At 61.9% G+C, this 20,365-nt stretch carries 20 protein-coding genes; 5 read left to right on the top strand and 15 right to left on the bottom strand.

Annotated features, from left to right (window positions below):
- Nucleotides 1-461: 461 nt before the first annotated feature.
- The 9 genes from msrQ to mrcB form a co-directional block, all read right to left on the bottom strand.
- Nucleotides 462-1,073 carry a protein-methionine-sulfoxide reductase heme-binding subunit MsrQ gene (gene msrQ, locus J3A98_RS01265; protein ID WP_209963441.1) on the bottom strand — a complete coding sequence of 204 codons (612 nt, stop codon included), beginning with the start codon at nt 1,071-1,073 and terminating at the stop codon, nt 462-464.
- On the bottom strand, nt 1,073-2,086 hold the full coding sequence (gene msrP / locus J3A98_RS01260; protein ID WP_209963438.1) for a protein-methionine-sulfoxide reductase catalytic subunit MsrP: 1,014 nt from the start codon (nt 2,084-2,086) through the stop codon (nt 1,073-1,075). Before msrP ends, msrQ begins: the two co-directional genes overlap by 1 nt.
- A gap of 79 nt (nt 2,087-2,165) precedes the next feature.
- Nucleotides 2,166-3,017, bottom strand: coding sequence for a CDP-diacylglycerol--serine O-phosphatidyltransferase (gene pssA, locus J3A98_RS01255; RefSeq protein ID WP_021784770.1), 852 nt, complete (start codon nt 3,015-3,017; stop codon nt 2,166-2,168).
- A 150-nt stretch (nt 3,018-3,167) separates the two neighbouring features.
- Nucleotides 3,168-4,184: a ketol-acid reductoisomerase gene (ilvC, locus tag J3A98_RS01250; RefSeq protein ID WP_209963435.1), complete on the bottom strand. Its 1,017-nt coding sequence runs from the start codon at nt 4,182-4,184 to the stop codon at nt 3,168-3,170.
- Nucleotides 4,185-4,239: 55 nt separating this feature from the next.
- Nucleotides 4,240-4,731, bottom strand: a complete 492-nt coding sequence (gene ilvN, locus J3A98_RS01245) for an acetolactate synthase small subunit (protein ID WP_003250040.1) — start codon at nt 4,729-4,731, stop codon at nt 4,240-4,242.
- A 1-nt stretch (nt 4,732) separates the two neighbouring features.
- On the bottom strand, nt 4,733-6,457 hold the full coding sequence (locus tag J3A98_RS01240) for an acetolactate synthase 3 large subunit (RefSeq protein ID WP_209963432.1): 1,725 nt from the start codon (nt 6,455-6,457) through the stop codon (nt 4,733-4,735).
- 408 nt (nt 6,458-6,865) lie between these two features.
- Nucleotides 6,866-7,198: a YqcC family protein gene (locus J3A98_RS01235; protein ID WP_019099850.1), complete on the bottom strand. Its 333-nt coding sequence runs from the start codon at nt 7,196-7,198 to the stop codon at nt 6,866-6,868.
- A complete protein-coding gene (locus tag J3A98_RS01230) occupies nt 7,198-7,983 on the bottom strand; it encodes a tetratricopeptide repeat protein (RefSeq protein ID WP_176685355.1) in 786 nt (261 codons plus the stop codon). The genes J3A98_RS01235 and J3A98_RS01230 overlap by 1 nt, the downstream gene beginning before the upstream one ends.
- A gap of 15 nt (nt 7,984-7,998) precedes the next feature.
- Entirely contained in the window at nt 7,999-10,320 is a 2,322-nt protein-coding gene (gene mrcB / locus J3A98_RS01225) for a penicillin-binding protein 1B (RefSeq protein WP_176685356.1), read from the bottom strand.
- A gap of 115 nt (nt 10,321-10,435) precedes the next feature.
- Here mrcB and J3A98_RS01220 point away from each other — a divergent pair, with 115 nt between their 5' ends.
- Together J3A98_RS01220 and J3A98_RS01215 are read left to right on the top strand one after the other, a co-directional pair.
- Nucleotides 10,436-11,998 (top strand): bifunctional aminoglycoside phosphotransferase/ATP-binding protein, encoded by a 1,563-nt coding sequence (locus tag J3A98_RS01220; protein WP_209963428.1) that lies wholly within the window; start codon nt 10,436-10,438, stop codon nt 11,996-11,998.
- 158 nt (nt 11,999-12,156) lie between these two features.
- On the top strand, nt 12,157-12,435 hold the full coding sequence (locus J3A98_RS01215; RefSeq protein ID WP_010955337.1) for a TfoX/Sxy family protein: 279 nt from the start codon (nt 12,157-12,159) through the stop codon (nt 12,433-12,435).
- Between the two features lie 180 nt (nt 12,436-12,615).
- Here J3A98_RS01215 and J3A98_RS01210 read toward each other — a convergent pair whose 3' ends face one another.
- The 4 genes from J3A98_RS01210 to J3A98_RS01195 form a co-directional block, all read right to left on the bottom strand.
- Nucleotides 12,616-13,500: a ChaN family lipoprotein gene (locus J3A98_RS01210; RefSeq protein ID WP_209963425.1), complete on the bottom strand. Its 885-nt coding sequence runs from the start codon at nt 13,498-13,500 to the stop codon at nt 12,616-12,618.
- A 101-nt stretch (nt 13,501-13,601) separates the two neighbouring features.
- Nucleotides 13,602-14,369: a heme ABC transporter ATP-binding protein gene (locus J3A98_RS01205; RefSeq protein ID WP_209963420.1), complete on the bottom strand. Its 768-nt coding sequence runs from the start codon at nt 14,367-14,369 to the stop codon at nt 13,602-13,604.
- Nucleotides 14,369-15,352, bottom strand: a complete 984-nt coding sequence (locus tag J3A98_RS01200; protein ID WP_209969713.1) for an iron ABC transporter permease — start codon at nt 15,350-15,352, stop codon at nt 14,369-14,371. Before J3A98_RS01200 ends, J3A98_RS01205 begins: the two co-directional genes overlap by 1 nt.
- A 50-nt stretch (nt 15,353-15,402) precedes the next feature.
- On the bottom strand, nt 15,403-16,287 hold the full coding sequence (locus J3A98_RS01195; protein ID WP_209963418.1) for an ABC transporter substrate-binding protein: 885 nt from the start codon (nt 16,285-16,287) through the stop codon (nt 15,403-15,405).
- Between the two features lie 148 nt (nt 16,288-16,435).
- On the opposite strand from J3A98_RS01195, the gene J3A98_RS01190 reads away from it, so the two are divergent.
- Nucleotides 16,436-16,753 (top strand): Rieske (2Fe-2S) protein, encoded by a 318-nt coding sequence (locus tag J3A98_RS01190; RefSeq protein WP_021784782.1) that lies wholly within the window; start codon nt 16,436-16,438, stop codon nt 16,751-16,753.
- On the opposite strand, the gene sfsA is transcribed toward J3A98_RS01190, so the two are convergent.
- Nucleotides 16,743-17,456: a DNA/RNA nuclease SfsA gene (gene sfsA, locus J3A98_RS01185; protein ID WP_209963416.1), complete on the bottom strand. Its 714-nt coding sequence runs from the start codon at nt 17,454-17,456 to the stop codon at nt 16,743-16,745. The two genes, J3A98_RS01190 and sfsA, sit on opposite strands and share 11 nt — an antisense overlap.
- On the bottom strand, nt 17,456-18,628 hold the full coding sequence (locus J3A98_RS01180) for a pyridoxal phosphate-dependent aminotransferase (RefSeq protein WP_176685362.1): 1,173 nt from the start codon (nt 18,626-18,628) through the stop codon (nt 17,456-17,458). Before J3A98_RS01180 ends, sfsA begins: the two co-directional genes overlap by 1 nt.
- 210 nt (nt 18,629-18,838) lie before the next feature.
- Between J3A98_RS01180 and dksA the strand changes: the two genes are divergently transcribed.
- Nucleotides 18,839-19,285: an RNA polymerase-binding protein DksA gene (gene dksA / locus J3A98_RS01175; RefSeq protein WP_003250009.1), complete on the top strand. Its 447-nt coding sequence runs from the start codon at nt 18,839-18,841 to the stop codon at nt 19,283-19,285.
- A 63-nt stretch (nt 19,286-19,348) separates the two neighbouring features.
- Nucleotides 19,349-20,236 carry a tRNA glutamyl-Q(34) synthetase GluQRS gene (gene gluQRS / locus J3A98_RS01170; protein ID WP_176685363.1) on the top strand — a complete coding sequence of 296 codons (888 nt, stop codon included), beginning with the start codon at nt 19,349-19,351 and terminating at the stop codon, nt 20,234-20,236.
- Nucleotides 20,237-20,365 lie beyond the last annotated feature (129 nt).

The raw sequence follows: 20,365 nt of genomic DNA, 5'->3' as shown, positions 1-20,365 counted from the left end.
ATATAAGGGGAAAAGACCGTATCGGGGCTGCCAAGTGTTCGCCACAACAGTTTCTGCGCCGGTGAGATCGAGCGCCGCCCGCGCGGCGCTTCGCGGGTAAACCCGCTCCTACGTTTGTTTCGGGCCAGTCCCTCCTGTGCCGGGCGCGCGCGACCGCCTTGTTGGTACGCCGCGATATCGAGACAGGCACCAAGGCGTTCGCGCGCGAATCCCACAGGCATAATTGGCCCGAAACAAACGTAGGAGCGGGTTTACCCGCGAAGCGCCGCGCGGGCGGCGCTCGGTCTCGCAGGCGATGAATGTCTCGAGCCGGACGCTGGCGGCGCTCGGTCTCGCAGGCGATGAATGTCTCGAGCCGGACGCGGGCGGCGCTCGATCTCACAGACACCAGAGAAACAAAGGCGGGCCCCTCTACTGCCATTGCTATCTCAAGACAGGCCCTTGGCAGCCCCGCCCCACTCTCAAACCGCCCGACCCTGCTTCCTGGCAACCCTGGGAAGCACCCGCGCAACAGCAGGAATCCGCAACACCATCAACACAGCCCCAATAGACGCATAGATCGCCCACTCCCGAAGGTCCGAGCGCACGATCCACAGGAAATGCAGCAAGCCCAACCCAAGCACCGCATACACCAACCTGTGCAACTTTTTCCAACGCGCCCCAAGCCGCCGCTGGCTGTACCGGTTAGAGGTGACCGCCAGCACCAGCAGACCCAGGAACCCCAGCGCTCCCACAATAATGTATGGCCGCTTGCTCAGTTCCACCGCCAACTGCCCCCAATCCAGCCCCAGAATGAAAAACAGGTAAGCCAGGATGTGCAGCACTATATAGGCGAACACCCACAACCCCAGCTGCCGGCGAACCACAATCCAGCCAGACCAGCCCGTCAGCTTCTGCAGTGGGGTCATGCTCAAGGTCACCAGCAAGAAGGTGAGCGCCCCAAGCCCAAGGCGGTCCATCATGATCTTCCCGGGATCAGGCCCCAGCAGGTTCATCGCCGCTTCATATAGCCACCACACCGGAAACAGGCAGCCCACGACAAAGATGGCCAAGCGAAACCAGGGGTAACGCATCAGTAGTTCTTCCGCAGATCGAGCCCGGTATACAGCGACGCCACTTCATCAGCGTAGCCATTGAACATCTGTGTCTCCCGCACGTTGGGGCTGAACAACCCGCTGGGCAAGCGACGTTCGCGCGCCTGACTCCAGCGCGGGTGGTCGACTGTCGGATTCACATTGGCATAGAAACCATATTCATCCGGCGCCAGCCCTTCCCAGGTAGTACCAGGCTGCTCCGCTACCAGGCTGATGCGCACAATCGACTTGATGCTCTTGAAGCCATACTTCCAAGGCACCACCAGACGCAACGGCGCGCCGTTCTGATTGGGCAGCTCCCGGCCGTACATACCCACCGCGAGAATTGCCAGCGGGTGCATCGCCTCATCCAGGCGCAACCCTTCTCTATAAGGCCAGTCGATCAAGGCGAATCCTGACCGCTGCCCGGGCATATGCTGAGGATCCTTCAGCGTTTCGAAACGCACATAACGCGCCCTCGAGGTCGGCTCGACCTGCTTGAGCACCTGAGCCAGAGGGAACCCCAGCCACGGAATGACCATCGACCACGCCTCTACGCAGCGCAGCCGATAGATCCGCTCCTCAAGCTGATAGGGTTTTACGAAGTCCTCCAGAGCATAGCGTCCGGGTTTGCCAACCTCACCATCCACCACAATGGACCACGGTTCGGTCTTCAGGCTGTCGCCATTGGCCGCCGGGTCTCCCTTGTCGGGCCCGAACTCGTAAAAGTTGTTGTAGTGGGTGGCATCCTTGAACGGCGTGATAGCCTCGTCCTTCACCGTCACCGCTTGCCAGCGCGTGGCGGAGAGCTTGTCAGTGAACCAGGCCGGCGCGGCCCCAGCCTGCACATCGGCATAACGCGACACTTGCGCCGCGCCCACCCCACCCGGTAATGCGCCTAGCGCCAAGCCAGCCAATGAGCCGCCCAGCAGGGTGCGACGGGAAAGGTAAATGCTTTCGGGGGTGATCTCCGACGCCTTGCACTCGGAAGACCTGGGAAGCTTGATAAGCATGAACGGCTCCATAGCACTGAGTAACGGATGTACCAGTAAGACTATGGAGCCGCGAGGTTATTCCAGCGTTAAGTGATTTTCACACTTTGCGACGGCGCGCCTTCAGCAGGAACTGGATCGGCCCCGATGCTGCATAGGCAAGGAAGATCAGCAGAAGGATACGTGGTGGGTCGCTGAATACGACGGCAAACACCAGCACCACCGCCAGGATCGCCACGAACGGCACGCGTCCCTTGAGGTCCAGCTCCTTGAAGCTGTTGTACTTGATGTTGCTGACCATCAGCATGCCAGCAGCAGCCACCAGCAGCGCCACCAGGAACGACAGCTTGGAGCCCTGGATGCCATAGTCGCTGAACGCCCATACGGTGCCCGCCACCACACCTGCGGCAGCCGGGCTGGCCAGGCCGATGAAGTAGCGCTTGTCGGCGGTACCGACCTGGGTATTGAAGCGCGCCAGGCGCAACGCGGCACCGGCCACATAGATGAATGCAACCATCCAGCCGACCTTGCCCATGTCACCCAGCGCCCAGCCGAAGGCCAGCAAAGCCGGGGCCACGCCGAAGGCGACCATATCCGACAGCGAGTCATACTCGGCACCGAAGGCACTCTGGGTGTTGGTCATACGCGCAACGCGGCCGTCCAGGCCGTCGAGCACCATGGCCACGAAGATGGCGATAGCGGCAAAAGCGAAGTACTTGCTCGCCTCGCGCGGGTCGCCGGCACTCAGGGCGCTCTGTGCGCTCATCGAGCTGATGATGGAATAGAAACCGGCAAACAGGTTGGCGGTGGTAAACAGGTTGGGCAGCAGGTAGATGCCGCGGTGGCGCACCTTGCGGCCTTCGGCGTCATGCCCTTCTTCAACGTGCTCATCGACAGGTAGCAGGCTTTCGGCGTCGGAGGGCTTGTTCGGCTCTTCGGGACGTTCGCTCATGGAGGGTACCTTGCAACAGGATGGAAAATGTTCGACACGGGCCCGCGAAACAGGTTCTGACAGCGAGCCACTGGTCTGCTTTATACCAGAAGCTGGATGCCAGAACGAAAAAACGCGGCCGAAGCCGCGTTTTTCATCTTTCGATAAGACTTAGTTCTTGGTCTTGTCGACGATTTTGTTAGCCGAGATCCACGGCATCATCGAACGCAGTTGCTCGCCGATGATTTCGATGCCGTGAGCGGCGTTGTTGCGACGCTTGGCGGTCATCGATGGGTAGTTGGTAGCACCTTCGGAGATGAACATCTTCGCGTACTCGCCGTCCTGGATGCGCTTCAGAGCATTGCGCATGGCCTTGCGGGATTCTTCGTTGATGACTTCCGGACCAGTCACGTACTCACCGTATTCGGCGTTGTTGGAGATCGAGTAGTTCATGTTGGCAATGCCGCCTTCGTACATGAGGTCTACGATCAACTTCAGCTCGTGCAGGCACTCGAAGTAGGCCATTTCCGGCGCGTAGCCAGCTTCGACCAGGGTTTCGAAACCGGCTTTGACCAGTTCGACGGTACCGCCACACAGAACAGCCTGCTCACCGAACAGGTCGGTTTCGGTTTCGTCCTTGAAGGTAGTTTCGATGATGCCGGTGCGGCCACCACCCACGCCCGAAGCGTAGGACAGTGCGACGTTCTTGGCGTTGCCGGAAGCGTCCTGGTAGATAGCGATCAGGTCAGGGATACCGCCGCCTTTGACGAACTCGGAGCGAACGGTGTGGCCCGGGGCTTTCGGCGCGATCATGATCACGTCGAGATCGGCACGCGGAACCACCTGGTTGTAGTGGATCGAGAAACCGTGAGAGAAGGCCAGGGTAGCGCCCTTCTTGATGTTCGGCTCGATTTCGTTCTTGTACAGCGAGCCCTGGAACTCGTCCGGGGTCAGGATCATGACCAGGTCAGCCGCAGCGACAGCGGTAGCAACATCAGCAACTTTCAGGCCGTGGGCTTCAGCCTTGGCAACGGTAGCCGAACCTTTACGCAGACCGACGGTAACGTCTACACCGGAGTCTTTCAGGTTGCACGCCTGAGCGTGGCCCTGGGAGCCGTAACCGATGATGGCGACTTTCTTACCCTGGATGATGGAAAGGTCGCAGTCTTTATCGTAGAAAACTTTCATAAAAATACCCCTGGTTATATCTCGGCCCCTGCGGAGCCATCGCTAATTTTTAAATTTAGATGCTGAGCACTTTGTCGCCACGGGCAATGCCGGTAACGCCGCTGCGCACGGTTTCCAGAATCGATGCAGTGCCGATCGCCTGGATGAAGCTGTCCAGTTTGTCGCTGGTACCGCTCAGCTGCACGGTGTACACGCTGGCGGTCACGTCGACGATCTGGCCGCGGAAGATATCCGTGGTGCGCTTGATCTCGGCGCGCTGGGCACCGGTGGCCTTGACCTTGACCAGCATCAGTTCACGCTCGATATGAGCGCTTTCCGACAGGTCGACAAGCTTGACCACTTCGACCAGCTTGTTCAGGTTCTTGGTGATCTGTTCGATCACTTCGTCATGGCCAACGGTGGTCAGCGTCAGACGCGACAGGGTCGGGTCTTCGGTCGGCGCTACAGTCAGGCTTTCAATGTTGTAGTTGCGCTGGGAGAACAGGCCGACCACACGGGACAACGCACCGGGTTCGTTTTCCAGCAGCAGGGAAATGATGTGCCGCATATCAGGTACGCTCCGTCTTGCTCAGCCACATGTCACGCATCGAGCCATCCTTGATCTGCATCGGATAGACGTGCTCACTGCGGTCAACCGCGATGTCGATGAACACCAGACGGTCCTTCATCGCAAACGCTTCCTCCAGCTTCGGCTTGAGGTCTTTCAGGCTGGTAATGCGGATACCCACATGGCCATAGGCTTCGGCCAGCTTGATGAAGTCAGGCAGCGACTCGACGTACGAGTGCGAATGACGACCGTTGTAGGCCATGTCCTGCCATTGGCGGACCATGCCCAACACACCGTTGTTCAGGTTGACGATCTTCACCGGCAGGCCGTATTGCATGCAGGTGGACAGCTCCTGAATGTTCATCTGGATGCTGCCTTCACCGGTCACACAGGCCACGTCCTGATCCGGGAAGTTGAGCTTGATGCCCATCGCCGCCGGGAAGCCGAAGCCCATGGTGCCCAGGCCACCGGAGTTGATCCAGCGGTTTGGCTTGTTGAAGCGGTAGTACTGCGCGGCAAACATCTGGTGTTGACCCACGTCGGAAGTGACGAAGGCATCGCCATTGGTCACTTCGCACAGTGTCTCGATGACTTTTTGCGGTTTGATGACGTTGCCATCGCCCTTGTCGTAAGGGAACAACTCGCCATCGCCACGCCATTCGTCAATCTGCTTCCACCAGGCATCCAGCGCCGCCTTGTCAGGCTGCTCGCCGATTTCCTTGAGGATGCCGAGCATTTCGCTGAGTACGCTGTCGACCGGGCCGACGATCGGCACGTCGGCCTTGATCATCTTCGAGATCGACGCCGGGTCGATGTCGATGTGGATGATCTTGGCATTCGGGCAGAACTTGGCCGGACCGTTTACAACGCGGTCGTCGAAACGCGCACCGACGGCAAAGATGACGTCGGCATTGTGCATGGCCATGTTGGCGGTGTAGCTGCCATGCATGCCAAGCATGCCGAGGAACTGGCGGTCGGTACCCGGGAAGCCACCCAGACCCATCAGGGTATTGGTAACCGGCAGGTTCAGCGACTTGGCGATTTCAGTCAGGGCTTCGGAGCCACCGCCGAGGATCACACCGCCACCGGAGTAGACGACCGGGCGCTTGGCTGCCAGAAGCATCTCGGCAGCCTTGCGGATCTGGCCGGAGTGACCGCGGACCGCCGGGCTGTAGGAGCGCAGCTTGACCTTTTTCGGGTAGACGTATTCGAACTTCTCAGCCGGGTTGGTCATGTCTTTTGGAATGTCGACCACGACTGGACCTGGGCGACCGGATTGCGCCAGGTAGAAAGCTTTTTTCAGAATTTCAGGGATCTCGGTCGGGTTCTTGATCATGAAGCTGTGCTTCACGATCGGCCGCGAGATACCGATCATGTCGGTTTCCTGGAAGGCATCGGTGCCCACCATGGTGCTAGGCACCTGGCCGGACAGGATGACCATCGGAATCGAGTCCATGTAGGCGGTGGCAATGCCGGTGATGGCATTGGTCGCGCCAGGACCGGAGGTTACCAGCACCACACCGGCCTTGCCGGTGGCGCGAGCGTAGCCGTCCGCCATATGGGTTGCCGCCTGCTCGTGACGAACCAGGATGTGTTCCACTTCCGGTTCTTTGAACAGTGCGTCGTAAACATGCAGGAGAGCACCACCAGGGTACCCGTAGATGTGCTTAACGCCTTCGTCACGCAAGAAGCGGACGACCATCTCAGCGCCAGATAAAAGCTCCACGTTGTTCACCTCTAAAACGCCAGAATACCGCCCTCACTGGACGGGTCTTAATAGGTTTACTGCCAAGCAGAGCATGAGCGAACGTCAGCACTGACTGAGCAAGTATTGGGAGATCCCCAGAGTGTTGCGGGGGTTTCCCACCCAGCGCGAGGTAACGCGTTGCGGGGTGTAACAGGTCGGCGCGGGTGTGCACCTCATGATCTGCTTAGCGGGTCTGCTTCTGGCAGTCCCTCTACAGCGGAAGTTGGATTCTTGTGATTCGGCGCCAACAAGTCAAGAAAAATTATTGCCAATTTTTCCCCAAGATGAATTCCTGCCACCACTAAAAATCGCTTCAGCAGCAGAATTAAGAAGATTTCCAATAAAAAGGGCCACAATCTGCGGCCCTAGAAGGAAAAACTGAAGAAATCAGGCGGAAGGAGCGATCAATTGATCAAAAGCTGCCAACAGGCGCCGTAGCTCACGACTTTGCTCCGGCCGGTCGGTAAACACGGTTTCGGCCATGACAAGGATGCTCGATGCATTGGGCAGCGGGTGACCCAGCTCGATGATGATCTTCATGCGGGGCAGGAAGATCCATTGCAGCCATTGCTCGAAACTGAGGGTATCCACGGCGAACGGCACCGTACTGGCCAATGCCTCGTCGCTTGGCGGCTCGTCATCCCACCAGCCTTGCACCTGCAGTTCACGCTCGATCAATAGCAGGTGGTCGGCAATATCCAGAATGCGTTGCTCGATCATCACGAATTGACCCGCGCCTTTTGCCGGGCCAGCGCAGCGCCAGCGCTGTCACCCTGCTTTTCACGGGCCTGGGCGATCGTGTTCCATAGCTCAGCCTGCAGGCTTGGGCGGCCGTTGGCGTAGGTCAGGGCGCGGCGCGCCAACTGCTCTGCCTGCGCTGCATCACCTTGCGAGAGGCGCACCTGGGCCAGGCGATACAGCACCTGCGGCTCACGCGGAGCAATACGCTGGGCACGCTCCAGGCTCGAGGCGGCACCGTTGAAGTCGCCACTGCCCTGCTGCGTCTGCGCAGTGGTCAGCAATGCCAGCACCGGGCCGTCCAGTTGCTCGTCGGCCGACAGGCCACCGGCGGCAGCGCTGCGCGGAATACCGGTTGGCGCGCTGGCGCTTTGCGAAGTGCTGTTCATCGCGGCAATGTCGAAAGGCTCATCGGCAATCGGGTTGGGATTGGTGGTCATCGGTGCCGAGCTGACAGGGCCAGGAGTGATCGGCCCCGGAGTGATCGGTGCTGCGCCATTGTTCGCCGGGAACGTCTGGATGGCCGAAGCGCCTGCGCCCTGCGGGATCATCACGGTGACGCCGGAGTCCTCCGGCAGTGTTTGCGCCTGGGCGGTGCCGGTGTTATAGCCACCCGCCGAGCGGTTGGCCGTCACGCGTTCGCTGTTGGACACACGGGTGCTCGAATCGACCACCGGAATATTGCCACGCGGGACGCTGGAGCACCCCTGGAGCACAGCCAACGCCGTCACGGCAGGAAACAGCCACTTGTTCACGTCACACCTCATCAATGCAGCCTGTGCTTAATTCATCCAGCCCTTGACCCAGTCCATTACCGATTCGACTGGATCCTGCTCACCGCCACAGGTTGCGCCGGCCGGCGGCTCACTCCCGCGAATATACGGCATCTGCACCGCTCCCGGACAGCTGGCATCAGACCCATGGCCAGTGTACGGGTCGATCCAGGCCTGCACCACGTTGTCCGGTTGCGGCATATCCAGCGGCAGCGGGTCGGCCTTCTTCATGAAGCTGGTCCACACCTGCAAGGCTCCGGTGGCGCCGGTAAACGGTGTCTTGCCGTTATCGTCACGGCCCATCCACACCACGGCCAGCAGATCCTGACTGAAGCCGGAGAACCAGCTGTCACGCGAGTCGTTACTGGTACCGGTCTTGCCCGCCAAGGTCAGCGAGCGTGGCAAGGTGTTGTACACCGAGCGCCCTGTACCTTCGCGCATTACGCGCTGCATGGCGTTCTGCACCAGGTAAATGGCACCCGGGTCGAAGGTTTGTTGGATCTGGAACGGGTAACGCTTGAGCGGCTCGCCCTCGGCGGTGAGCACGCTGCGGATACCGCGCATCGGCGTGTTGAAGCCGCCGTTGGCGATGGTCTGATACATGGTTGCCACCTGCATTGGCGACATGCCACCAGCCCCCAGCAACATGGCCGGGAACGCTGGCCAATCGACATTCACCCCCAACCGACCAATGGTCTTGATCACGTTCGGCACACCCACTTCCAGGCCGAGCTTGGCGGTCGACAGGTTGTACGAGTTGGCCAGCCCCTGGTACAGGTAGATAGTGCCGTGCGGGCGACGGTCATAGTTTTGCGGGCGCCAGACCTGGCCGTCAGCCCCCTTGACCGAAAATGGCTCGTCCTGCATCCAACTGGTCAGGGTGTACTTGCTTGGCTGCTCCAGCGCGGTCAGGTATACCGACGGCTTGACCAGCGAGCCGATCGGCCGCACAGCATCGATGGCCCGGTTGAAGCCGGCGAAGCCTGCCTGGCGGCTACCGATCAACGCCTGTACTTCACCTGTCTCAGGGTTGGTCACGACCATTGCCGCTTCCACCTCGTCAGCCCCCTTGCGGCCCGACAGGCGCTTGAAGGTCTCTCTCATCGAGGTTTCGGCCTTCATCTGCAGGATCGGGTCGAAGCTGGTAAAGATGCGCAGGCCTTCTTCGGTCAAGTCTTCGTCGCGGTAGTCCTGACGTAGCTGTCGTTTGACCAGGTCGAGGAAGGCCGGGAACGAGCTGTCGGCCAGGCTGCCACGCTTGGTCACGCCCAGCGGCATCTTCTTCGCCGCATCGACTTCTGCCTGGCTGGCCACACCCTGCTCGGCCACCAGGTCGAGCACCAGGTTGCGGCGCGCCAAAGCGCGCTCGGGGTGACGCCGCGGGTTGTAATAGGACGGGCCTTTGACCATGCCCACCAGCAGGGCGATCTGATGCAGTTTCAGCTCAGACAAGGGCTGACTGAAGAAGAACTGGCTAGCCAGGCCAAAGCCGTGCACGGCGCGTTGACCGTCCTGGCCGACGAACACCTCGTTGAGGTAGGCCTCAAGGATTTCGCGCTTGTCGTAGTGCAGTTCGAGCAGTATCGCCATCATCGCCTCGGTCAGCTTACGGCTGAGGCTGCGCTCGCTGCTGAGGTAGAAGTTTTTCACCAACTGCTGGGTCAGGGTACTGCCACCCTGGCGCATAGAGCCGGACGAAGTGTTGACCCACATGGCCCGGGCGATGGACTTGGGCGACACGCCGTGGTGGCTGTAGAAGTCGCGGTCTTCCGTGGCCACCAGGGTCTCAAGCAGATACTTGGGTACCTGATCGATCTTGATCAGGATGCGGTCCTCGAGATTTTTCGGGTAGATGCCGCCGATCATCAGCGGCTCCAGCCGCACCACGTCAAGCGACTTGCCGTTGGCACCGGAAAGGCCCGCAACGTAATCGCCAGAGAAGCGCACGCGCACGAACTGCGCCGGTTCCATGCCCTCGTAGAACTGGAAGCCACGGGTATTGAGGTCGACGGTATTGCCGTTGACGGACGCAGCGCCGGGGCCGTTGGCCGCGCTTTCGCGACGGTAGCCAAGCGCATCGAGCTCGGTGAGGAAGTCGTTCTTGCTCAACTTCTGGCCGGTGAACAGTTCCAGCGGCCGGGCATACACCTTGGCCGGGATGGTCCAGCGCTTGCCGGAGAACTTTTCCTGGACGACGGCATCGAGGTAAACCGCGAAGCCGGCGACGATCACCAGGCCTACCAGGCTGAGCTTCAAAGCCCAGCCCAGCCAGGCGCGGGAGCGGCCGGTCGGGCGTTTCTGAGGGGTGCGGGAATTTCGGGTTCGGGTCATGGCGGCGGATTATACGCACTTTATAAAGGCTGGGCAGACGGCCCAGCGGTAGGCAGGGACGGCACCATTGACCATAATGGCGCATTCGAATTCCCTTGCCCCGGAAGGATTTGCCGTGAGCCAAGCTCTTATTACTGCGTTGCAGAACCCTGCCCTGTACCCTCATCCCGTGGATGGGTTTCAGCTCATCGAGACGCATATCTCCTGGGTCCTGCTCACTGGCGAGTACGCCTATAAGGTCAAGAAACCGATGAATTTCGGTTTCCTGGACTTCACCGGGCTGGACCAGCGCCAGCATTTCTGTAACGAAGAGTTGCGCCTGAACCAGCGACTGACCGAAGGCCTGTATCTGGAAGTGCTGCCGATCACCGGTAGCGTCGACGCACCGCAGATCGGTGGCGAAGGTGAAGCCATCGAATACGTGCTGAAGATGCGCCAGTTCCCCCAGGGCCAGATGCTCAACACCCTGCAGGCCAATGGCGAACTGAACGCCACGCACATCGACCAGATGGCCCGGCAGATTGCCGAGTTTCACCTGCAGGCCCCACGTGTGCCGATGGAGCACCCGCTGGGCACGCCAGACAGCGTGATGGCCCCGGTGGAGCAGAACTTCGAGCAAATTCGCCCATTCCTCAGCGACAAAGCCGATCTGCAGCAACTCGACGCCCTGCAGGCCTGGGCCCGCAGCAGCTTCGAGCGCCTGCACGGCCTGCTGGAAAGGCGCAAGGCCAATGGCTTCATCCGTGAGTGCCACGGTGACATCCACCTGGGCAACGCCACCTTGATCGATGGCAAGGTGGTGATCTTCGATTGCATCGAATTCAACGAGCCTTTCCGACTGACCGACGTCTACGCCGACACCGCCTTCCTGGCCATGGACCTGGAAGACCGCGGCCTGAAGTGCCTGGCCCGACGTTTCATCAGCCAGTACCTGGAACTGACGGGGGACTACGAAGGCCTGGAACTGCTCAACTTCTACAAGGCCTATCGCGCGCTGGTGCGGGCCAAGGTCGCACTGTTCAGCATGCCGGCCGACGCTGATGGCGTGCAGCGTGCCACCACCCTGCGCACCTACCGCAACTACGCCAACCTGGCCGAAAGCTACAGTGCCATCCCGTCGCGGCTGCTGGCCATCACCCATGGCGTTTCGGCGGTGGGCAAAAGTCACGTGGCCATGCGTCTGGTCGAGGCCTTGGGTGCAGTGCGCGTGCGTTCGGACGTGGAGCGCAAGCGCCTGTTCGGCGAACAACAGCAGGCCGACGCCGGCCAGCTGAGTACGGGCATATACGACCAGGAGGCCAGCGCAGCGACCTATCAGCGCCTGCACGAGGTGGCAGCGACCGTGCTGCGCGCCGGCTTCCCGGTGGTGCTGGACGCCACCTACCTCAAGCGTGAGCAGCGCCAGGCTGCGGCAGACGTTGCCAGCCAGACCGGAGTGCCGTTCCTCATCCTCGACTGCCACGCGCCGGAGGCGGTCATCGCCAGTTGGCTGGAGCAGCGCCAGGCCGAAAACAGCGACCCCTCGGATGCCACGCTGGAGGTAATCAAGGCCCAGCAGGCCAGCCGTGAGGCGCTGGATGCGCAGGAGCTGGTGCACAGCACCCGCGTCGATACCCAGGCTGCTGGCAGCATGGACCAGGTGATCGAGCAGATTCGCCAGCGGTTGCCTGGCCTGTAAGTTCGTCATCTTCCTGTGCCTACCCCCGAAGGGGCAGGCACAGGCCGCTCACCCTCCGATGGCAAAAAGCCGCATATTTCCCAACCCCCGCTACACTCCTCTCAGACCTGCTCGCGATTTATCCCCCCATTCCCGTTCAGCCATCGCAAGGAGGCTCGATGAACGATGAATTGCAGCATCTGAAGAACCTTGGCAAGACTTCTGCGCAGTGGCTGCATGCAGCTGGCATCCACAGTGCATCGGATTTGCGCCGCCTGGGCGCGGTGGGTGCGTACCAGGCCGTGAAGACACGAGGGTTCCGTGCATCGAAGGTGCTGTTGTATGCCATTGAAGGCGCCCTGCTGGACATGCACTGGAACGATTTGCCGCTCGAACGCAAGGAAGCACTCAACCAACAATTGGACGCGAAAAACCCTACGCAAAAAAAACCAAAATAATCGGCGTAAAGGGATTGACGCCTAAATGAGAATTGTTATGATTATCACAACTGGTCGCGAGACTGGTTGGATAAGCTAAGAGCCCCTGGTTCGGACTCTCAGATTATCTCCTCATCAGGCTAATCACGGTTATTGACCCGGCAGTTTGCCGGGTCTTTTTTTGCCTGGGCTTTTTCCGGATCAACGCCGCAATAGCGCACAATAATCCTGCTCCGGCATCGCTGCCGTGTACCACACATAGTCAGCCTCGCCAGGCTCGACTCGCTCGCCCACCTCAGCCAGCAGCAATACCTTGCTCTCGTCCGACGCCCCCAGGTCAGCCAGATGCAAGGGTATGCCCAGGTCCTTGCGCACATGGTAAGCCCCGGCAAACAGCAGTGCCGGTTGCGGTGCCGCCTGCAAACGCTCGGCCATGCGCCGGTCGCGCTGCTGCTGAACGGCCAGCATCGCCGGTAACTGGCTTTCCGGCAGCATCCCGCAATGTCCGGCGCGCACCTGTTCCAGCAAGGCAGCCTTTACTGCGGGTGCATTGGACTTTTCGCCCTGCACCGGAGCCGGCTGTCGATAGGCCTGACGCATCTCGGCGGGCGAAAGGTTGGCTGCCAGCAACGACACCCGATGCTGCAGGGCTTCGGTGACAATCGGCCCGTACAACTGCCAATCCCAGCCCTCCTGCCAGGCCAGCGCCTTGGGCAAGTCTACCGGCAAAGGCTGCCCCACCAGCTTGTCCACCCGTGATTGCTGGCCGGGCTGCAGCATTTCCAGCAACAGACTGCCCTGAGAGCGCTGGCCTTGAAGAGCGCGCAGCAGCCATAGTTGCAGCGCGTGATGGTCAGGGTTGTCGTGCTTCTCGCCGACAAGCACGCGGGGTGCGACAGCCAGGCGCTGTACCAGCTGTTCAGGGCTAATGACCTGCTCATTGGACAGATCGACAATCTTCCCCAGCTCGGCGTGGGTGCGACCTTCGCTGCTCTGCCAGGCGGGCAACGGCGGCAGGCTGGCCTGACAGCCGCCTAGCGCCAGTACCAGGCACAGCGAGAAACCAGACAGCAGCGCGTGTCGCATCGGCAGTTACTCCATGTCATCCACAATTTGAATGGCCTGCCCCGGGGCGGACCTGTCGCGAGACAAGGCCGCTTCCACAGAGGCCGTGCACGGTTCGAGAATCAACGGGTGATGATCAGCGGATGCCCGCGCTCGGGGTGCGCCTGCACCAGTACGTCGATACCGTACACCGCCCTCAGTGCCGCTGGGGTCAGTACCGCTTCGGGCGTGGCAAACGCGTGGCAGCGCCCCTGCTCCAGCAACAGGATACGATCACAGTACCGCGCCGCCAGGTTCAGGTCATGCAGGATCACCAACACTGCAGCACCGCAGTCGGCAAAGCGGCGAACGGCTTCCAGGGTGGTGTGCTGATGTAGCGGGTCGAGCATCGAGGTCGGTTCGTCGAGCAGCAAAGTGGCACCTTCCTCGCCCGGCCATAGCTGCGCCAGCACGCGGGCAAGGTGTACCCGTTGCCGCTCGCCACCGGAAAGCGCCAGGTAACTGCGCTCTACCAGGTGCCAGGCATCTGCCGCCCGCAACGCCGCTTCGACAATTTCCGCATCGCGTCGCTGACCGGTGCCATGAGGCATGCGCCCCATGCCCACCACTTCCTCGACCCGAAACGAGAAACCCAGGCTGGACACCTGTGGCAGCACTGCCAGGCGCCTTGCCCGTTCCTGCCCGGCCCAATCGGCCAGGGGGCGGTCCTGCAGCGTCACCCGCCCGCGGTCGGGCGCCAGTTCACCGCAAAGCACACTCAGCAGGCTGCTCTTGCCGGCACCGTTGGGACCAAGCACACCCACGACCTGCCCCGGAGGCAACTGCAGGTGAATGTCGTGCAGTACCTCATTGCTGCCCCTGCACAGATACAGGCCCTCTACTTGCAACATCAGCCGCGCCCTCGCATCAGCAGGAACAGGAAGAACGGCGCACCGATGAAGGCCGTGACGATACCAATCGGCAGCTCGGCAGGCGCCAGCAGCAGCCGCGCCGCCAAGTCGGCGAACAACATCAGCACACCGCCGGCCAGCAGCGAGGCTGGCAGCACCACACGGTGATCGGGCCCGGCCAGGAGGCGTACCAGGTGCGGTACTACCAGGCCGATGAAGCCGATCAACCCGGCTGCAGCCACTGCAGCCCCTACCCCCAGCGCCGTGCAGAACACCAACTCACGCTTGAGCCGCTCCACGTCAACGCCCAGGTGACGTGCCTCCGACTCCCCCAGCAACAGGGCATTCAGCGCCTTGGCCCGGCGTGGCAGCCACACCGCTACCGCTACCGCCACCAGCAACAATGGCCACAGCCGCTCATAGCTGGCGCCATTGAGGCTGCCAAGGTTCCAGAATGTCAGCGTGCGCAAGGTGGCATCATCGGCCAGGTAAGAGAACAGCCCCACGACCGCACCACCCAGCGCGGTCATGGCCACGCCAGCCAGCAGCATCGTGGCAACGTTGGTCTGGCCATCGCGGCGCCCCAGGCGGTAGACCAGCGCAGTGACCCCAAGCCCGCCGACAAAAGCGCAGAACGACAGCAGATAAGGCGCGAAAGCATCCGGCATGCCGCCAAACCAGGCGCCGCCGACAATGGCAACCGCTGCCCCCACTGCGGCGCCGGCGGCAACGCCTACCAGCCCGGGGTCGGCCAGCGGGTTGCGGAACAGCCCCTGCATGGCCACCCCGGACAGCGCCAGCACCGCGCCCACCGCCAACCCCAACAGGGTGCGCGGCAAGCGGATCTGGCCAAGGATCATCTCGGCCTGCTGCAGGCCATCTTCGGAAACAGGCAATCCCAAAAGACGCAGCCCAGCGCGCAGCGTATCGAACATCGGCAGGCTGACTGGCCCCAGCGCCAGTGACAGCCAGATCGCCAACAGGCACAGCAGGCTCAGGCTAATGAACAACGTACGTGACTGGACCCGTTGTTTCATTGTGCGAAGCTGGCCTGAGCAGCCGGGTAGAAGGTGGCTGCCAACGACTGCAAGGTCGCCGGTAGCCGAGGCCCGAGCCCGCCGACCAACAGCGTCGGGTCCAGTGAGACCAGGCGTTTCTCACGCACGGCCCGCGAGGCAGCCAGCGCGGGGTTTTCTTTCAACAGCGCCTGCAAGGCCTGCTCATCGGCCAGCGCCCGGTCGGAAAACACGATCACATCCGGGTCAAGCGCCGCCAAGGCTTCGTTGGAGAAGTTCTTGTAGCCCTGGTGCGCGGCCAGGTTTCGCCCACCCGCCTGGCCCAGCAGCCAGTCACCGGCAGTGCCTTGCCCGGCAATCAGCGGCTTGGCCCCGGCATGACCGACCAGCAGCAACACCCCAGGAGCCTGCTCCCCGGCCTGGGCCAGCTTGACGTTGACATGCAACGCATCGAGCCGCTGGCGGTAGTCCGCTGCAAGCGCGGACGCTTGCTGCTCTGCACCGAGCAACTGCCCCAGGTGCCTGAGGTTTTCATCTACTGCCGGCAGCTCGGCCTTGCTGGAGAACAACTCGACCCGCACGCCGGCCTTGCGGATTTGCGCCAGTACCGGTGGCGGTCCCATTTCCTCGGTGCCCACCAGCACATCCGGGCGCAAGCTGAGAATGCCTTCGGCCGACAGCTGTCGTTGATAACCCACACTGGGCAACGACTTCAACGAGGCCGGGTGCTGACTGGTAGTGTCCACACCGACCAGGCGTGCTTCGCCGCCCAATGCGGTTATCCACTCGCTCAAGGCGCCACCAGCACTGACCCAGCGTTGCGGCAGTTCGGCTGCCAAGGCTTGGGTTGAGAGCACAAGGCTTGCACACAAAGCGAGAAAAGCAGCTGGACGGCGCATCATCGGGTTCCTTCTGAAGACGGGCTGCACGCCTTGTGGCGAGCAGCGGAACTGCGCACCATACACAGCCGGGCGCAGCGAATGCGGGCAATTTGATAATTATTCGCATTGGAGCGTCAAGCCATCACGTGTCTCACGAGCCATCCTTGCCATGCACTTCCTTTGTCCATCCCTCAGCCTGGCCGAGGGCCAAAGCCGCGCCTTCAGCGTAGACGGCCTCGAACTGTTCGGCGTGCGTCGCCAAGGTCAGGTGTACCTGTACCGCAACCGCTGCCCGCACCGGGACATCCCACTGAACTGGGCAGACGACGCGTTTCTGGATGACAGCGCCAGCCTCATCCACTGCGCCCATCACGGTGCGCTGTTCCTGATAGAAAGCGGCGAATGCGTGGCAGGGCCCTGCGAGGGTGAGCAACTGCAGCCCCTGGGCTGCCACGAAGACAGCCAGGGCATCTGGTTCAAGGGGTAAGCAGCACCGGCAAGCGGCGATCGATGACGATACCCTCGGCGTCCAGCCGGGTGCCATAGGCCAGCACCTCCACCCCGTCCGCTACTGCAGCGCGCAGCGCCTGGGCGTAGGCCATATCGATTTCCTCGGCCGGGCGCACAGCGTCGATACCGGTCAGGTTCACGCAATACAGCTGCACGGCCCGCACGCCCTGCCGGGCCAGCGTTGCCAGCTCGCGCAGGTGTTTCACACCGCGCTGAGTCACCGCGTCGGGGAAGGCCGCAACAGCAGTGTCGGGGTAGCTCAGCGTCACACTTTTGACCTCGACATAGGCCGGGGCACCCTCGAACTCCAGGCGAAAGTCGATACGGCTGCCTTCCTCGCCATAGGCCACTTCGCGCCTGAGTGCAGTGAAACCGGCCAGTTCAGTGATAGTGCCGGCGCGCAGGGCCTCTTCGACCAACGCATTTGCCCGCCCGGTATTCACGCAGGCCAACCGCCCCTGGGGGGTTTCGCTGATTTCCCAGGTGCCTGGCAGCTTGCGCTTGGGGTCGTTGGAGCGGCTGAACCACACCTGCCCACCTTCACGCATGCAGTTGAGCATGGAGCCGGTATTCGGGCAGTGGATAGTCATCTGCTCGCCGCTGGCCAGTTCGATATCGGCCAGAAAGCGCTTGTAGCGACGCAGCAGGCGGCCCTGCTCGAGTGACGGAGAGAAACGCATCAGCCTTGCCAGCTCTGCAGGCCACGGGCAATACGCTGCACCGCTTCTTCCAGGCGCGGCAGGCTCTGGGTATAAGCGAAGCGCACATGGTGCCCGGCCAGGTGGCGACCAAAGTCCAGGCCCGGCGTGAACGCCACGTGCTCGGTTTCCAGGAAGTGTCGGCAGAATGCGAACGCGTCACCGCCAAAAGCGCTGATATCGGCATACAGGTAGAACGCGCCTTGCGGCTCGACGGCAATGCGGAAACCCAGTTCACGCAGGGCGGGCAGCAGGTAGTCGCGACGGCGGGCGAATTCGGCGCGGCGCTCTTCGAAAATGGCCAGCGCCTCGGGCTGGAAACAGGCCAGCGCGGCATGTTGGGCCATGCTCGGCGCGCTGATGTACAGGTTCTGCGCCAGTTTCTCCAGGTCGGCCACCGCACCGGGCGGGGCCACCAGCCAGCCAAGGCGCCAACCGGTCATGCCGAAATACTTGGAAAAACTATTCAGGACAAATGCCGAGTCGTCGACTTCCAGCACGCTTGGCGCGTCGATGCCGTAGGTGAGGCCGTGGTAGATCTCGTCCACCACCAGATGACCATGCCGCTCATGGGTGGATTTGGCCAGACGGGCCAACGCTTCGCGCCCCAGCACGGTTCCGGTCGGGTTAGCCGGCGAAGCGACCAGGGCGCCGACGGTGTCCTTGTCCCAGTAGCGCTCAACCAGGTCGGCAGTCAGTTGGTAATTCACGTCCGGGCCCACCGGTACCAATTGGGCCCCGCCCTCGACCAGGCGCAGGAAGTGGCGGTTGCACGGGTAACCCGGATCGGCCAGCAGCCAGTGCTTGCCCGGGTCCACCAGCAGGCTGCTGGCCAGCAGCAGCGCGCCGGAGCCACCCGGGGTAATAAGGATGCGCTCCGGGTCGATATTCAGGCCATAGCGCTGCCCATAAAAGCCGGCAATTGCCTCACGCAGTGCCGGCAGACCGCGTGCGGCGGTGTAGCGAGTGTGCCCGGCGGCCAGCGCGGCCTGGCCGGCAGCGACGATGGGGGCAGCCGTGGTGAAGTCCGGCTCGCCGATTTCCAGGTGAATCACATCGTGCCCGGCCGCCTGCAGCTCGTTGGCACGGGCCAGCAGCGCCATGACGTGGAAAGGTTCGATGGCGCGGCTGCGCGCACTGTAGGGTTGGGCCATGACCTTCTCTCAATTGGGTCTAAACTGGAGATTCTACCTCTGCACACCACCGAACGTACCGCTCAGGCCAGTGTCAATTAGCAGGATCGGGCGGGGTAGCGCACCCCCGATCTATCTGGTAAGTTCGGCGGCTCGCAGTCGCAGGGCCGGCGGTCGCCGGAGATGGAGCATCCTGCGCATTGGATCAGATGAGTGAGAGGCGGTCTATTCATGTCCACCCTAGAAAAGCAAAAAGCCAACCAGAATCTTTATGGGGTTGCACCCTATCAGGAGACCAAGGGTGAGGAGTACATGGGTGAGCCCATGCGCAAGCACTTCACCAAGATCCTCACTGGCTGGAAGCAAGAGCTGATGGTCGGCGTCGACAAGACCGTTGACCATATGAAAGAAGAGGCAGCCAACTTCGCAGATCCCGCAGACCGCGCATCCCAGGAAGAGGAGTTCGCCCTCGAACTGCGCAACCGCGACCGCGAGCGCAAGCTGATCAAGAAGATCGATAAAACCCTGCAGAAGATTCAGGACGAGGAGTACGGCTGGTGCGAGTCGTGCGGCATCGAGATCGGCTTGCGCCGCCTGGAAGCCCGCCCGACCGCCGACCTGTGCTTCGACTGCAAGGAAATTGCCGAGAAAAAGGAAAAAACGGTCGGCAAAGGCTGATCTTTCTTCCACCTGAACGGGGCGCATCATGCGCCCCGTTTCATTTATATACCCAGCCTGACCATGACCGACTCCAGCTACATCGGGCGCTTCGCCCCCACCCCCAGCGGCTTCCTGCACTTCGGCTCGCTGGTCGCCGCCCTCGCCTCCTGGCTCGATGCCCGCGCCGTCAACGGCCGCTGGCTGCTGCGCATGGAAGACACCGACCCGCCCCGGGAAATGCCCGGCGCGCGCGATGCCATCCTCCAGACGCTGGAACGTTACGGCCTGCAATGGGATGGCGAGGTGGTATTCCAGAGCCAGCGCCACGATGCCTATGCCGCCGTGGTAGACCGCCTGTTCAACATGGGCCTGGCGTACGCATGCACCTGCTCGCGCAAGCAGCTGGAAAGCTACAACGGCATCTACCCAGGCTTTTGCCGCGACGCCGGGCATGCCCGTGAAGGGGCGGCCATCCGCTTGCGGGTGCCGGAGCTGATCTACCGCTTTACCGACCGAGTGCAGGGTGAGTACCAGCAACACCTGGGGCGTGAGGTGGGCGATTTCGTCATCCAGCGTCGTGACGGGTTATACGCCTACCAGCTGGCCGTGGTGCTGGACGATGCCTGGCAGGGTGTTACCGACATCGTGCGTGGCGCCGACCTGCTCGACAATACCCCGCGCCAGCTGTACCTGCAGGAACTGTTGGGCTTCTCACAGCCGCGTTACCTGCATATTCCGCTGATCGTGCAGCCAGATGGGCACAAGCTGGGCAAGTCGTACCGTTCCCCGCCACTGCAGGCGGAGCATGCTACCCCCCTGCTGTTGCGGGCATTGCGGGCGCTGGGGCAGGAGACGGACCCGGAACTGCTGTTGGCTACGCCGGCAGAGGTGCTGGCAGTCGCGCGCACGCAGTGGCGGCCAGAAGCGATCGCGCAGCGGACCACCGTGCCGGAGGCTGATTTGCGCTGAACCTTTACCGGTCTCTTCGCGGGCGCGCCCGCTCCCACAGGGTCCTCAATAAACCTAGAGGCAACGCTTTACCTGTAGGAGTGGGTTCACCCGCGAAGAGGCCGGCACATTCATTCCTCCTCTCAAAAA

Origin of the sequence: Pseudomonas sp. BP6, from assembly GCF_017875935.1 — a bacterium.
GTDB classification, from domain to species: domain Bacteria; phylum Pseudomonadota; class Gammaproteobacteria; order Pseudomonadales; family Pseudomonadaceae; genus Aquipseudomonas; species Aquipseudomonas putida_Y.
This window is presented reverse-complemented; position numbering and strand designations above follow the sequence as displayed.